12 protein-coding genes, 1 other RNA gene and 1 other annotated feature are annotated in these 15,615 nt (G+C 44.5%); of the genes, 1 reads left to right on the forward strand and 12 read right to left on the reverse strand.

The genetic code is table 11. The features are described from left to right. Positions 1-9 precede the first annotated feature (9 nt). The 8 genes from GRQ40_RS13600 to GRQ40_RS18340 form a co-directional block, all read right to left on the reverse strand. Positions 10-1,299, reverse strand: coding sequence for a replication-associated recombination protein A (locus GRQ40_RS13600; protein ID WP_159720183.1), 1,290 nt, complete (start codon positions 1,297-1,299; stop codon positions 10-12). Positions 1,300-1,361: 62 nt separating this feature from the next. Further along, a complete protein-coding gene (locus GRQ40_RS13605; RefSeq protein WP_159720184.1) occupies positions 1,362-2,234 on the reverse strand; it encodes a TetR/AcrR family transcriptional regulator in 873 nt (290 codons plus the stop codon). Between the two features lie 89 nt (positions 2,235-2,323). Beyond that, on the reverse strand, positions 2,324-2,497 hold the full coding sequence (locus tag GRQ40_RS13610; protein WP_156450478.1) for a hypothetical protein: 174 nt from the start codon (positions 2,495-2,497) through the stop codon (positions 2,324-2,326). Between the two features lie 18 nt (positions 2,498-2,515). After that, positions 2,516-3,280, reverse strand: a complete 765-nt coding sequence (locus GRQ40_RS13615; RefSeq protein ID WP_159720185.1) for a tRNA threonylcarbamoyladenosine dehydratase — start codon at positions 3,278-3,280, stop codon at positions 2,516-2,518. Between the two features lie 457 nt (positions 3,281-3,737). Beyond that, positions 3,738-3,921: non-coding RNA, 6S RNA (gene ssrS, locus GRQ40_RS13620), on the reverse strand. Between the two features lie 50 nt (positions 3,922-3,971). Next, complete coding sequence (aspS, locus tag GRQ40_RS13625) at positions 3,972-5,756, reverse strand: aspartate--tRNA ligase (protein WP_080862251.1); 1,785 nt, start codon at positions 5,754-5,756, stop codon at positions 3,972-3,974. A gap of 12 nt (positions 5,757-5,768) precedes the next feature. Then, positions 5,769-7,046 carry a histidine--tRNA ligase gene (gene hisS, locus GRQ40_RS13630; protein WP_066146088.1) on the reverse strand — a complete coding sequence of 426 codons (1,278 nt, stop codon included), beginning with the start codon at positions 7,044-7,046 and terminating at the stop codon, positions 5,769-5,771. 57 nt (positions 7,047-7,103) lie between these two features. Then, positions 7,104-7,333: a binding site (T-box leader), on the reverse strand. Positions 7,334-7,397: 64 nt separating this feature from the next. Then, a complete protein-coding gene (locus GRQ40_RS18340; protein ID WP_044744704.1) occupies positions 7,398-7,574 on the reverse strand; it encodes a hypothetical protein in 177 nt (58 codons plus the stop codon). Positions 7,575-7,951: 377 nt separating this feature from the next. Between GRQ40_RS18340 and GRQ40_RS13635 the strand changes: the two genes are divergently transcribed. Beyond that, positions 7,952-9,367 (forward strand): N-acetylmuramoyl-L-alanine amidase family protein, encoded by a 1,416-nt coding sequence (locus GRQ40_RS13635; RefSeq protein ID WP_159720186.1) that lies wholly within the window; start codon positions 7,952-7,954, stop codon positions 9,365-9,367. 384 nt (positions 9,368-9,751) lie between these two features. Here GRQ40_RS13635 and dtd read toward each other — a convergent pair whose 3' ends face one another. From dtd to recJ, 4 genes are all read right to left on the reverse strand, one after another. After that, positions 9,752-10,204 carry a D-aminoacyl-tRNA deacylase gene (dtd, locus tag GRQ40_RS13640; RefSeq protein WP_044744648.1) on the reverse strand — a complete coding sequence of 151 codons (453 nt, stop codon included), beginning with the start codon at positions 10,202-10,204 and terminating at the stop codon, positions 9,752-9,754. A 14-nt stretch (positions 10,205-10,218) separates the two neighbouring features. Then, positions 10,219-12,417, reverse strand: coding sequence for a RelA/SpoT family protein (locus GRQ40_RS13645; RefSeq protein ID WP_066146097.1), 2,199 nt, complete (start codon positions 12,415-12,417; stop codon positions 10,219-10,221). A gap of 148 nt (positions 12,418-12,565) precedes the next feature. Next, entirely contained in the window at positions 12,566-13,078 is a 513-nt protein-coding gene (locus tag GRQ40_RS13650; RefSeq protein ID WP_044744650.1) for an adenine phosphoribosyltransferase, read from the reverse strand. After that, a complete protein-coding gene (gene recJ, locus GRQ40_RS13655; RefSeq protein WP_159720894.1) occupies positions 13,078-15,435 on the reverse strand; it encodes a single-stranded-DNA-specific exonuclease RecJ in 2,358 nt (785 codons plus the stop codon). Before recJ ends, GRQ40_RS13650 begins: the two co-directional genes overlap by 1 nt. Positions 15,436-15,615: the final 180 nt, after the last annotated feature.

Raw genomic sequence — 15,615 nt, forward strand, 5'->3', positions numbered from 1 at the left:
CTTTTCATCTTACTTCATTTGCTTGCTTTTTAATGAACAGAGACGCTCATACACTTTCGCATAATGCTTCTCATCGCCGTTTTCTTTCGGCACATAATATTGTGTTCCTTCCAGCTCGCTTGGCAAATATTGCTGCGCTACCCATCCATTTGGATGGTCGTGCGGATATTGATACCCTATTCCATGGCCAAGAACGCTAGCTCCTTTATAATGCGCATCCTTTAGATGGGCAGGAATCTCTCCCAGCTTTCCTTGCTCGATATCACGGATCGCTTGGTCAATCGCTTTGTATGCTGAATTGGATTTCGCCGAGAGACATAATTCAATTGTCACAACTGACAGCGGAATCCTCGCTTCAGGAAGCCCCAGCCGTTCCACAGCTTGGATGGCCGCATTCACCTTGATGCCCATCAGCGGATTGGCCAAGCCGACATCTTCATAGGCAATCACCAGCAAACGCCGGCAAATAGGGGATAAGTCGCCGCCTTCCAATAATCTCGCCAAATAATAAAGCGCCGCGTCGACATCGCTTCCCCGGATGCTTTTTTGGAATGCAGACAATAACGAATAATAGACGTCCCCTTTTTTGTCATGGAAAAATCCTTTGTTTTCTATGCACTGTGAGACAGTTTGTTCATCGACGACAATGCGGTCTCCGCTTTTTGGCGAAGCATACACAACCGCTTCTAATGCATTTAATGCAGAACGGGCATCGCCGTTTGTTCCGACAGCAATGCGTTGCAGCAAACGGTCGTCCATTTCAATCGGTAAAGTGCCAAATCCCCTTTTGTCATCGTGCAGCGCTCGTCGTAGCAAAACCGTGACCTCTTCAACTGTTAATCGCTTTAGCTGCTTAATTTGTCCACAGCGGCTGCGAATAGCCGGATTCACTTCATGAAACGGGTTTTCTGTCGTGGCCCCAATCAATGTGATCAACCCGTTTTCTATATTAGGCAGCAAATAATCTTGTTGTGCTTTATTAAAGCGGTGAATTTCATCAATAAATAGAATAACGTTTCCCGACATTTTTGCAACCGCGACCACTTCTTCCATTTCTTTTTTTCCCGATGTCGTTGCATTTAATGCAAAAAATTCCCGCTCGACAGTTCCAGCAATCGCATAAGCGAGCGATGTCTTCCCAACTCCTGGTTCTCCATATAAAAGCATGGAAGGCACATAGCCGTTTTGAATCATTTTATATAAAGCGGTATGCGGACCGATGATATGCTGCTGTCCCACCACTTCATCAATCGTTCTTGGCCTCATGCGGATCGACAGGGGCTCTTGTGAAAAAAGCATCTTTCGCTTCCTCCTTCGTTCCTTTGAAAATAGAAAGCTCTCTGCTCCAAAAGCAGAGAACTTTATGCAAAATAGCGGGCAATCGCTTCGTTCAATTCCTTCCACAATGGCAGAGAAAAGCGTTCTAAATAAAGCAAAATGGCTTCAACCATAAATTTTCGGACGTCATCCTCTTGGGTAAACTCTTGCTCTAACGTCTCAAGGGAGTCGATGATGCCGCTTTCATTCATTCTCGTGTCCTTAAGCATATCCATCATTTGGTGAATGTAGGCGACAATTTGCTGCCTCGCTTCCTCTTTAGTTGATAGTCCGAGACAGAGATAATCTTCCATCATTTGATCGTTTAGCAGCGGCTTTTCCTCCTCCGTCAGACTTTTGACAATCGCATCAAGGCGTCGAAGCACGAAAGGAACAAAATGGGAACGCTGCAATTCTTTTTGCTCAACCGCCACATAAAACATATACTCCTTCAGCATGCCGTTTAAGATGGCAGCGCAATCAAGCGAAAAGCGGCGAACCGGCTCTCCATATATGTCAATAATAGCTTGGCGATACCAATTTAATATTCGAGCACGAATGCGGAAAGCAAGTTGATGAACCTCATCATTCACCTTCACCGCCTGCTCCCCCATATGCATTCGCACTAATTCTTTATGGCGAATGAACTCTTCGATTTGAATACAAAGCTGCTTTTCAAATCTTTCTCTTGCCGATAGATTTTTGTCTTGGCTGACTTCAAATATTTTGCGAAACAAAATTTCATAGTGGTAACGAAAAATCGATACCGCGATTTCTTCCTTCGATTTGAAATAATTATAAAGCGAACCTTTCGCCATTCCGCTTTGTTCAGCAATTTCCTGCATCGACGTTGCGTGATATCCCTTTTGTGCAAATAGCTTCATAGCTGCCCGAATAATGGTTTCTTTTTTATTCAATGCGCTCTCCTTCCTCGCCTTATCTATCCTAATTATTTTTATTATAACATGACCAAAAAGCGAATTTGAATGGCTAAAAAGGGAAAGCTTTACAAGCCCTCTTTTCTTCCTTTTTGGCTTGACGGCTGAAAAATCGTTCGACCGAAACGGCCATCCGCGTCAATCATGTCAGCGACGTTCATCCTCTTATTCCATCGCTTTTTAGAAATTAGCCTTTCCGATGCTTTTGTCAGCATAAACGTAAAAAGCAGGGCTGCCTTCATAGGCAAGCCCTGCTTTGCTCATTCTTCACCGACGCGATCAATTTTGATTCCTTCTAGCAGCTCGCGCACAACATATGAAGCCATAATCAGCCCCGCTACGGAAGGGACAAACGCATTCGATGATGGCGGCATTTGCGCTTTGCGAATCGCCGATTGATCGTTGCCGACCCTTTTGCGGACATCTTCGCGAATAATAATCGGTTTTTCATCAGAAAAAACAACAGGGATTCCCTTGCGGATTCCTTCTTTTCGCAGCTTAGTCCGAATCACTTTGGCAATGGGATCTGTATGGGTTTTCGAAATATCGGCAATACGAAAACGAGTTGGGTCCATTTTATTGGCCGCTCCCATGCTTGAGATAATCCGCACATTGCGCTTCAAGCATTCTTTCATTAAATGAATTTTATACGTGATCGTATCAGAAGCATCAATGACAAAATCGAGCCCATAGCTGAAAAATTGCTCGTACGTCTCTTCAGTATAAAACATTTTGAGTGCGATAACTTCACATTCAGGGTTAATATCCGCAATACGCTCTTTCATTAGATCCACTTTCGGACGACCTACTGTGGAAAGAAGAGCGTGAATTTGTCGATTGATATTCGTAATGTCCACATCGTCCTTGTCTACCAAGACGAGCCGACCGACCCCCGAACGTGCCAGTGCTTCAGCGGCAAAAGAACCGACGCCGCCAATTCCTAATATGGCTACAGTCGCCTTTTTTAACGTTTCTAGTCCATCCTTGCCGATCGCTAATTCGTTACGTGAAAATTGATGTAGCATTGATACCCTCCATGAATTTTTCATCATTTTTGCATCGATATTATCCTACACAATAAAGTTCAGTATTTCAATCGGATTTTATTTTTCGATGATCCATTAGTTGAACTTCCATCTGTTTGGAAAACGATAGAATGAACCGTTTAGAAATTCAGAAAAAAAGCGAGAGACGTTTCGATCATCGAAGAAAGTGGAGAGCTTGCCTTTGACCGTAAGCTTTTCCAGATCCTGCTTATTGATCCTATGTATATAGCGTGAGGACCGTCAGGGAATGGATTTGATCTAACACCACGAATGGATAAAAAATCCCCTATGTAAAGGATTCTCTTTACATAGGGGATTCATTCCCTTTCATTTGGCCAAGTCCGAACACTTCCTTTTTGCCCGGCTCCCGACATGTGTCCGATTTGGCACAAATGACTCATCTTTATTGGATTTACAAGCTTTTCAACTTATCGCCTCAAGTCCCAATCGTGCCGTCGATGCCTTCGTTTTGATCCCGCTCCACGCAGGTGGGTGTCCTGTTTCAAGGTTTGCACGTCCTCTCGGTTTGAGGCATGTACGCCGCTTGAAAACTGCGGACTCCCGTATAACATATTGTTCGGTCAAAACAATAGGTTATACGACGAACACATCAGGACTGTTAGGTTTGAAAGCATCATATCATATTTTTTTCGCCTTTTCAAGAAGGGAATTAACTGAAATTTTTGATTTTTTCTACATCCACAGTTAAATGCAATTCTTCTAATTGCTTATCGCTTACATGGCTCGGCGCTTCTGTTAACAAGCAGCTTGCACTAGCCGTTTTTGGAAAGGCAATAGTATCACGCAAATTCGTACGTCCTGCCAACAGCATCACAAGGCGGTCTAATCCCAAAGCGATTCCTCCGTGCGGCGGCGTTCCATACTCAAATGCCTCAAGCAAGAAGCCAAACTGCTCGCGGGCTTCTTCTTCTGTAAATCCAAGCACTTGAAACATTTTTTCCTGTACATCGCGTTCAAAAATGCGCAGCGAGCCACCACCTAATTCATAGCCGTTTAATACAAGGTCATAAGCTTGGGCACGCACGCTTCCCGGATCTGTATCCAAATGAGGCAAATCTTCGCGCACCGGCATTGTAAACGGATGATGCGCCGCATAATAGCGCCCTTCTTCTTCATCATACTCCAAAAGCGGCCAATCTGTGACCCAGAGAAACTGGAATTTGGTTTCATCAATCAGCTGCAGCTCTTTTCCAAGCTTCAGACGCAATGCACCGAGAGCATCAGCGACCACCGCTTTGGAATCAGCGACAAACAGCAATAAATCTTCCGTCTCCGCTTCTAATGCTTGAATGATTCCTTTTTGCTCTTCCTCTATGAAAAACTTCGCAATCGGACCTTTTAATCCGCCTTCTTCCACTTTAAGCCATGCCAGCCCTTTCGCTCCATAACGAGCGACAAATTCGGTCAATGCATCCATATCTTTGCGTGAATATTGCTGAGCCGCTCCCTTCACATTTATCGCTTTTACTTGTCCTCCATTCGCAACTGCACTTGAAAACACCTTAAAGCCACAGTCTCGTACTTGCTCCGACAAATCGACAAGCTCCATGCCAAAGCGCGTATCCGGCTTGTCAGAACCATATCGGCTCATCGCTTCGTTATACGACATGCGCGGAAATGGGAGCGATAGCTCGATTCCTTTTGCCGTTTTCATGACTCGCGCCATCATGCGCTCAATCATGGACATAATCTCCTCTTGGCTCATAAACGAGGTTTCAATATCCACTTGGGTAAACTCCGGTTGACGATCCGCCCGCAAATCTTCATCACGGAAACAGCGTGCAATCTGATAGTAGCGCTCAAATCCGCCAACCATTAGCAATTGTTTAAAAATTTGCGGCGATTGCGGCAGCGCGTAAAATTCTCCTGGATGGACACGGCTTGGAACTAAATAGTCGCGGGCCCCCTCCGGAGTGCTTTTGGTTAAAATCGGGGTCTCCACCTCAAGAAATCCTTCTTCATCAAGAAAATCTCGAATCGCTTTTGCCACTTGATGGCGCATTTTAAACGTTTGAAACATAACCGGACGGCGCAAATCCAAATAGCGATATTTCAGCCGTACGTCTTCGGCAACTTCCGTTTCGTCAGAAATGATAAACGGTGGCGTTTTCGCTTCGCTTAAAACGGTCACACGATGAACATGAATTTCGATTTTCCCCGTTTGCAAATTCGGGTTGACTTGGCTTTCTTCGCGACGAACAACCGTTCCTTCAACGTCCAATACGTATTCATTGCGAATCCCTTCAGCTACACGCAGCGCTTCCTCAGATACTTCAGGGCTGAAAACAATTTGTACAATACCGGTGCGATCACGCAAATCAATAAAAATGAGTCCGCCAAGATCGCGGCGCTTTTGCACCCATCCTTTCAATACGACCTTTTCTCCCACCGCTTGTTCCGTCATTTCTCCGCAGTAATACGTCCTGCCAAACATCATGGTCCCCTCCTACTTTGATTCAACTGCTGTTTTCATATATTGCACAAACGAATGAAGCGATACCTCTGTTTGCTCGCCTGTCGCCATATTTTTAATGGCAATCACTTGCTTTTCAAGCTCGTCATCGCCAAGAATGGCAACATAAGCGGACTCAAGGCGATCCGCCGCCTTCAGCTGCGCTTTTACTTTTCGATCTTGATAATCTCTTTCCACCTTCATTCCCGACTGACGAAGCTTGTTCACAAGGATCACCGATTCATCCTTCGCTTTTTCCCCTAACGCTACGATAAAGCAATCGATTCCTTGAGCTACAGGCAACGTGATCCCCTCGGCAGCCAAGGCAGCGAGCAAACGTTCAATACTTAAAGCAAAACCGATTCCTGGCGTTTCTGGTCCGCCTATTTCCTGCACTAATCCATTGTAACGGCCGCCGCCACATAACGTCGTAATCGCGCCGAAGCCCTCCGCTTCGCTCATGATTTCAAAGGCAGTATGGTTATAATAATCGAGCCCTCGAACAAGCCGTGGATCGACTTCGAATGCAATCCCTAATTTCGTTAAATACAGTTGCACTTTTTCAAAATAAAGGCGCGATTCATCATTCAGATAATCAAGAATCGACGGTGCCGTTTCCATTAATTCATGGTCGCGGTCTTTTTTGCAATCTAAAATGCGCATCGGATTTTTTTCAAGTCTTGATTGACAATCCTCACAAAACTCGCTGATCCGTCCTTTAAAATGGTCAATAAGCGCTTGACGGTGCGCTTTTCTGCTTGGAGCATCTCCTAAGCTATTCATCACAAGCTTTAGCTTTTTCAAACCTAATGAATGATATAGCTCCATCGCAAGCGCGATCACTTCTGCGTCAATAGCGGGATCGCTGCTTCCAAGTGCTTCAACGCCAAATTGCACAAACTGACGAAATCTGCCCGCCTGTGGCCGCTCATAACGAAACATAGGCCCCATATAATACAATTTAACAGGTTGGTTGGGGTTCCCGTACATTTTGTTTTCCACAAAAGAACGAACAACGGCCGCAGTTCCTTCAGGCCGAAGCGTAATGCTGCGCCCTCCTCGATCTTCAAATGTATACATTTCTTTTTGAACGATATCTGTTGTGTCTCCCACACTTCTTAAAAACAATTCTGTGTGTTCAAAGATCGGCGTGCGAATTTCCTGATAGTTGTAACGTCGGCAAATATCCCGTGCCATTTGCTCAATATATTGCCACTTTTCAGCTTCGCCCGGCAAAATATCTTGCGTTCCTCTCGGAATTTGAAACGACATGCTCCATCCTCCTACTTTTTCTATGTAAAAATAAAAAACTCCCTTCCCTATTAAAATAATAGGGACGAGAGTCGTTTTCCCGTGGTGCCACCCTAATTGAAGCTCAAACGCTTCCGCTTTATCCCGATAACGCCCGGTACGCGTTCCCTTCTACTAGCATGCGCGTTCAAAGAGAAACCTACGGAGTGTTCCTTCGTTAAGTCATCACGGAGAAATGCTTTCAGCCTATGGCATTTCCTCTCTGGCCATGTGTACTCTTAACTACTCTTCTCCATCATCGGCTTTTTTGCAGCAATTTTTATCTTTTATGTTACGAATGAATCATCATTTTGTCAAGAAGACGAAAAAGATTTATGAGCGAAAGAGCTGTTTTTTCAATTTTCGCACATCCCGCAACGTTAGACCGAATTCTGAAGCTAACTCATAATTGGTATAATCGGCTTCCTTTCGCATAAATTCATGAAAGTCTACATGAAATAGCTCGCTTGCTTTGCGGTGCGCAAATTCTCCTTTAGCGCTGTTTCTCACCTGCTTCATCCTTTCTCTTTTCAAGACAGTAACTTGACATGTTACGATTTGCATCGATATGTCACGCAAATGTTTAACGAAAACAACCCCGGGTTTGCACAGGCCCCATTCGTAAGTTGCTCGCGGCGCGAAGATCCGATCGATTCACTTACAGTTCTTGTGCCGTATCAATATGATGAACGGACGATAGCGGTCAAAACTCATGGTCAGAAGGCGAGGCCGCGCCCATTCTGTTCCAACAAATGCCAACCGTAATCTGACCGATGATTCGCCAAATATAGCACTACTTATCTTTCCCGTTTTTTAAAAAAATAAAAGGGTTTTTTTACTTTTTGTAGAACTGTTATCATCTCACACTTTTGAAAGGAGGCTGCCATGTGAAAAAAGCGGCTTATTTTCTGCTGGTCGCTCTGTTTCTTTTGTCCTTCCCTTCCTCTGACGGCGCCGAAGCCAAAATGGTGATCACCAAAACAGAGCACCTCAATGTTCGGGAAGGACCAGGCACTTCTTATCCAATAAAAAAGAAACTGAATAAAGGAGAAATTTACATAGTGGCCCAAGAAAAAAATGATTGGGTACAGCTTAAACTAAGCACTACGGAAACCGGATGGGTTTCACGGCAATATGTTGCAGATATGAATGAAAACATGCAAGCGACCGTTGACCGTCTCCGTGTTCGTTCTGCTCCTAGCAGCCAAGCAAGCATAATTGGTTATTTAAAGCTAGGCCAAACGGTGGAAGTGCTCGACACCAACAGTCATTGGACAAGAATCAAAAACGGAACGCTTACGGGGTGGGTCTCATCAGACTACCTCGCGTCAGCTACAGGCTCCGGGACCACTTCCATCCAATCGAAATCCGGAACGGTTGCCGTTGATGTGCTAAACGTGCGGACAAAGCCTTCTCAACAGGCCACCATTCTTGGCAAAATCACATTTGGCCAACAGGTGCGAATCATTGGCGAGACTGCGGATTGGTATCAAATCGAATCACCTGGCTCTATGACTGGCTGGGTCTATCGCACATACATAATGACGGCAACTCTCTACATTACAGTGTTAGAAGATGGTACGAATATTCGTTCAAAACCTTCGCTTCAATCGCAAATTCAAGGGACAGCCAAACGTGGACAACAATACCGCGTGATCGCTAAAGAAGGTAGCTGGTACAAAATTGAACTGTCTCATCAAAAGAGCGGATATATTGCGGATTGGGTGGTAGCGGTTGTCCGCAATGCTGGAAACACAGGGACAATCAAAAACAAAACGATTGTCATTGATCCCGGTCACGGCGGAAAAGACAGCGGAACGATTGGCAGCGGTGGAATGATGGAAAAAACGATGACATTAAAAACCGCACAGATGCTAAAAAATCAATTGCAGGCGGCTGGAGCCACCGTTATTCTCACTAGAAAGGACGACACCTATTTGTCCTTAGCCGAGCGCGTAAGCATGGCTGAACAGCATAAAGCCGATGCGTTTGTCAGCATTCATTACGATAGCTCGCCAGACGGAACAGCAAGAGGAATGACCATTTATTATTACCATTCATTAAATGACTATCCTCTCGCTTTATCGTTTGATCCTTTTCTGTCTCAATCCCTGCCAATCCCGTATCGCGGCATTCGATTTGGCGACTTTCACGTCCTTCGAGAAACAAGCATGCCATCTGTTCTGTTTGAGCTGGGATATTTGAACAATGCGCAGGAATCAAGCATCATTGCCTCTGATTCATACCAAAAGCAAGTCACCAAAACAATTGTTGCCGGGCTTCAACGCTATTTCAGCAATTAATAAGGGCAACGCCATGTCCATAAAAGGAGGAAGGCGCACGTATTTTCCCAAACTCTTTAACCTAAAAAAAGTGACTTAAAAAACTTTTCCTATCGCAAGCTATGCGGAAAACAAAATGTTGAATCAGGTATATCGATATTGGATTCCTCGCTTTTTTGTCGTAGTGGGCAAGCGATTTGCTTGCCCGCTGGACAGGCTTATAGCATGCCCTTCTCGAATAAGAACGCCAGCGAGCCCATTCATTTCCCGGCAAATCGTTCGTTGTTCAGGGGAAGAGACAGAAAGCTTGCATTTGACCAAATGATTTTGTATTTTTTACGTAAAATAATGGATCATCAACACTTGTGCCGTTGAATAATAAAAGAAAAGCGAGCAGCCATATAGTTACTCGCTTTTTTCTTTGCTTTCTACAATAAGCGTCACCGGGCCATCATTTGTCAATGCCACATCCATCATAGCGCCAAATTGTCCGGTTTCCACTAAAATCCCTTTTTTTCTTAATTCTTCGTTGAATGCTTCATAAATTCGCAGCGCATGATCTGGTTTGGCCGCTTCCATAAAATTGGGTCGTCTTCCTTTTCGACAGTCGCCATACAATGTAAACTGGGAAACGGATAAAATAGCGCCCCCGACATCCAGTAATGACCGATTCATTTTGCCGGATTCATCCTCAAAGATGCGCAAATGGGCAATTTTATCAGCGACAAACGCCGCGTCTTCCTCCGTATCCTGATGGGTCACACCGACAAGGAGCACAAGCCCAAATTCAATACTGCCCACTATTTCACCATTGACGGTTACACTTGCATGTTTGGCTCTTTGTACTACTACTCTCATGACCGCGTTCCTTTCTAATTGTTCATAATTCGCTGCACAGAATAAATATCTGGAATTTGCTTGATTCGTTCTACGATTTTTTGCAGATGGCTCACGTTTTGAATCGCAATCGTCATATGAATGGTAGCAATCTTATTGCGGTGATCGGATCTTCCTGAAACAGCGGAAATATCCGTTTTCGTTTCATTAACGGCCTGCAATACTTCATTGAGCAGTCCGCGTCGATCAAATCCGGAAATTTCAATTTCCACGTTATATTCGCGGTTGGTTTTCGTATTGCTTTCCCATTCTACCGAAATCAGCCGATCTTCTACTTCGCTTGATTTTACGTTAGGACAATCTGTTCGGTGAACAGAGACTCCGCGTCCTCTTGTAATAAATCCGATAATTTCGTCGCCTGGAACTGGATTACAGCAACGTGAGAGACGAATCAATAAATTATCGATTCCCTGCACTTGAATACCATAATCGCGTTTTTTCCCAATCGGCGTCTTCATCTCCTGCGCCGACTCCGCCAATCTTTTTTGCTGCTCCTCCAAATCGCGCTGCTTCCGCCATTTATCTGTTAAGCGATGAGCAATTTGCGCAGCGGTAATCCCATGATAACCAACAGCCGCATACATATCTTCTTCATTAGAGAAGTTGAACTTTTCCGCCACTCTCTTGACATTTTCAACCGTCAATATATCTTTCACATCGAAACCAAGAGCGCGAATTTCCTTTTCCACAAGCTCTTTTCCTTTTTCAATATTCTCTTCGCGTCGCTGTTTTTTAAAGAATTGGCGAATTTTATTTTTGGCATGGGAAGTTTGCGCAAGCTTTAGCCAATCTTGGCTCGGACCGTATGAATGCTTGGATGTTAATATTTCGACAATATCGCCTGTCTTAAGTTTATAATCCAACGGTACCATTTTCCCATTCACTTTCGCTCCGATCGTTTTATTTCCGATTTCAGAATGAATCCGATAAGCGAAGTCAATCGGCACCGAACCTGCTGGAAGCTCAATAACGTCGCCTTTCGGAGTAAAGACGAACACCGTATCCGAAAATAAATCCATCTTTAGCGTTTCCATAAATTCTTCGGCATTGCTTGCATCGTTTTGCCATTCTAAAATTTCCCGAAACCAGGAAAGCTTTTCTTCAAAAGAATTCGGTTTGACCATCTTTCCTTCTTTGTACGCCCAATGTGCCGCAATTCCGAATTCGGCAATTTGATGCATTTCAAATGTGCGAATTTGCACTTCCAAAGGCTCCCCTTTTGGGCCAATGACAGTCGTATGCAAAGATTGATACATATTGGTCTTTGGCATCGCAATATAATCTTTAAAACGGCCTGGCATTGGCTTCCAGCATGTATGAATAATGCCCAACACCGCATAGCAGTCTTTTATGCTGTTCACAATGATGCGAACCGCTAGTAAATCATAAATTTCATTAAATTGCTTATTTTGCAGCGCCATTTTTCGATAAATGCTGTAAATATGCTTCGGCCTTCCGGAAATTTCACCTTTGATCGAAAATTCGCTTAACCGATCGCGCACTTCTTGAATAACCTCTTCCAAATATTGCTCGCGCTCGGCTCGTTTTTTCTTCATTAAATTCACAATGCGGTAATATTGCTGCGGATTTAAATAACGAAGCGACGTATCCTCAAGCTCCCATTTGATTTTCGAAATTCCGAGGCGATGGGCAAGCGGCGCAAAAATTTCCAGTGTCTCGTTGGCGATTCTTCGCTGTTTTTCAATTGGCAAATGCTTCAACGTCCGCATGTTATGGAGCCGATCTGCCAATTTAATCAAAATCACACGAATATCTTGTGCCATTGCTAAAAACATTTTTCGATGATTTTCAGCCTGCTGCTCTTCTTGGGATTTGTATTTAATCTTGCCGAGCTTTGTCACACCATCCACAAGCATAGCTACTTCGCCGCCAAACTCCCGCTCTAAATCTTCTTTCGTGGCAGCTGTATCCTCGACAACATCATGCAAGAAGCCGGCAGCAATCGTAATCGCGTCCATTTTTAAATCTACTAAAATTCCCGCTACTTGAATAGGATGGATAATATAGGGCTCCCCTGATTTTCGATATTGCTCGCGATGGGACTCTCTGGCAAATTCATATGCCTTTCTGATCAATTCAACATCCATTTCCGACAAATATCGGCTTGCCTGCTCGATGACTTGTTCCGCTGTCAACACCTGTTCATTGGCCATGAGATCACCTTATGTGTATAATTTAATACCATTATCATGGAAATTTTTTTAAATGTAAAGAAACTAATAAGAAAGAGCACCCGTTAGAGTGCCCTTTGCAAACATCTCTTCTTACCATTTTAGCGAAATAAAAGAAAAATGTCGATGGTTAGAATTGCATTAATGTTAAAATATCATAACCATCTAATTTGTTGCGCCCTTCTAAATACGTAAGCTCAATTAAGAATGCAATGCCGGCGACCACACCGCCAAGCTGCTCTACCAGTTTGATCGTTGCTTCAATCGTTCCGCCAGTGGCCAATAGATCGTCTGTAATCAGCACGCGCTGTCCCGGTTTAATGGCATCTTTATGCATGGTCAATACATCTTTTCCGTACTCTAAACCGTATTCGACACGAACGACCTCACGCGGCAGCTTTCCTTCCTTCCTTACAGGCGCAAACCCAACCCCGAGCGCATAAGCGACAGGGCAGCCGATAATAAAGCCGCGCGCTTCTGGACCAACGACAAGATCTATTTCTTTTTCCCGCGCATATTGCACAATTTGATCTGTCGCATATTTATACACTTCGCCTTTATCCATGATGGTTGTAATGTCTTTAAACATAATCCCTGGCTTCGGGAAATCCGGTACAATCGTTACATATTGTTTTAAGTCCATTACATTTTTGCCTCCTCATATGTCCGCAACGCTTTTATTTCGGAAAAGGTGCGCTTAAGTTGTTCATACGATGAATATAAAAGCATATTTTCCAGCTCAAGCTGAGCCTGTTTTAAACGATACGTAGGAGATTCGGCTAAATCGCGCTTTTTGGGATTTGGAACAAGCGAAACGATCCCATTGTCCACCGTCACAAACTGCAATTCTAAAAATACTTGCACCATAAAACGAATCGTTTCCTTCGTCCAACCGCGCGAGCGCGCCAGCTCATCGCCGTATTTTTCGAGATGGAATGTACCTCGCTTCATCAAAAACGCATAAAACCACTTAAAATGGTCGCGCGTCGGCAATGTGCTGAAAAAATGAGTCTCCCTTTGATAGAATAACGCATAAATGCGCGCAGGTAAACTATAACTTAATAAAACTTTTATCATTTCTAAAGTTGGCGGCAGGTCAAGCAAAACGACATAGCTCCCATCCAAAGAAAGACGCTTCGCTTCCTCTATCGCTTCAATGACATCTATTTCTTCACGATAAGACTGCAGACGAAGCGCTCCTATTGTCTCTTGACCAAATGCGATAAACCGGCGCCGATCAGCGGGAAGCAGCGAAAAAAGAGAGTGCACATGCTGGATTCCTCTTATATCAAACAGCTGCCATTCTCGCACAGCGGCATCACAAATCATCAGCTGCGGTTTGCGAAGATGGTTCCATTCATTTACCGATAATGATCCAACAATGGAAACCTTTGCATTAGGAGCAATTTCATCATGCAAATATCCATAGCCAAATCCGACACATTCCAGTGTTGCCCCATCCTGTTCAAACACGATTTTTATATGTGATTGGTCAGCGCCGATACGCCGCATGCTTTGCACGGATGCGTCTTCAATTAAAATAAGAGGGCGCGGGTTCTCTGTCCCAAATGGGGAGAGTTTTTCGATTTGTTCTAATGCCCCTAAGGTAATGTCATCAATCGAGCAGGCTGCATCAATGGAAGTGATCGGGATAAAATCTTCCTCGGTCAATGCTTCCTTCGCAAACGCATTAAGGCGTTCCCGCAATTCATCGACATCTTCAAGTGAAAGGGTCATTCCAGCCGCCATCGGATGTCCGCCAAAATGGGGCAAAATATCGCGGCATTTTGACAAATGGGCAAATAGATCAAATCCTTGAATGCTGCGCGCCGATCCTTTCGCAATCCCTTTTTCCGGATCGATACTTAGAACAATGGTCGGCCGGTAAAATTGTTCGACAAGCCGAGAGGCTACGATCCCGATAACTCCAACATTCCAGCCTTCTTTTGCTACAACAAGCACATGCTGTTTCTCAGGAGGAAATTGCTCCTGTATGATCGCAACGGCTTCTTCCGTCATTTCATTTACTAGCTTTTGCCGCTCCCGATTCAGCATCTCCGTTTTTTTCGCTAGTTCGTGCGCTTCTGCTTCATCCTCCGTCATGAGCAGCCGAACAGCAGGGGCGGCGTCTCCAAGTCTTCCGACCGCATTAATTCGCGGAGCGATGGCAAACCCGACTGTTTCCTCATTCACTTGGCTCAAGTTGGTACCGCATTGCTTCAATAGAGCACGCAACCCGATGCGCTTTGTATCTCGCAATTGCTCGATTCCTTTTGCGGCAAGCAGACGATTTTCACCTGTAAGCGGCACAAGGTCAGCAATGGTTCCAATCGCCACGATATCAAGCAAATGCTCTGGCACTTCTCCAAGCAATGCATGCGCCAGCTTAAAAGCCACGCCTACCCCAGCTAAATCACGAAACGGGTATGTGCTGCCCGGCTTTTTCGGGTGAATAATCGCCAATGCTTCAGGAAGTGTAGGTCCCGGCTCATGATGATCGGTAATAATAACGTCCATGCCTAGCTCATTTGCCAGCGCCACTTCTTCGACTGCAGCAATTCCATTGTCCACTGTGATGATTAAAGACACGCCTTTTTCTTTGGCAAGACAAAAAGCATTTTTATTTGGTCCATATCCTTCAGTAAAGCGATTGGGTATGTAAAAATCCGCTTTCGCGCCTATTTGAGACAATGCACTCATCATGACGGTTGTGCTGCTTACACCGTCAGCATCATAATCTCCGAATACAAGAATATGCTCCTCATTTCGCACCGCCTGCTGAATCCTTTCTATAGCTCGATGCATATCATCTAGCAAAAAAGGATCGTGAAACGGTTGTTTTTCTGGATATAAAAAGGCGGCCGCCGCTCGTGCAGTATCAATTCCACGGTTCACAAGCAGCGAAGCCACAAGTGGAGAAATATCCAGCTCCTTCATTAACTGATCCACTTTATTTTTATCGGGACGCTTCACATCCCATCGAGTTTTTGCCGTTAACATGTCTCCCACCTCAACTTCTCCTATTATACAAAAGGAGAAGAATAGGGGCAATGTGATATTAGTCAGATTATAGCGAAAGTCCATTTGAGCTTTGCCATCCATCCCTTTCGATTTTTTCTTCCCCAAACCGTACTTGGCGGATAAGGAATACAGCCAAGCCGTTTTATAAGGGGATGAACG

Origin of the sequence: Anoxybacillus sp. PDR2 (genome assembly GCF_009834045.1) — a bacterium.
Lineage (GTDB): Bacteria > Bacillota > Bacilli > Bacillales > Anoxybacillaceae > Anoxybacteroides > Anoxybacteroides rupiense.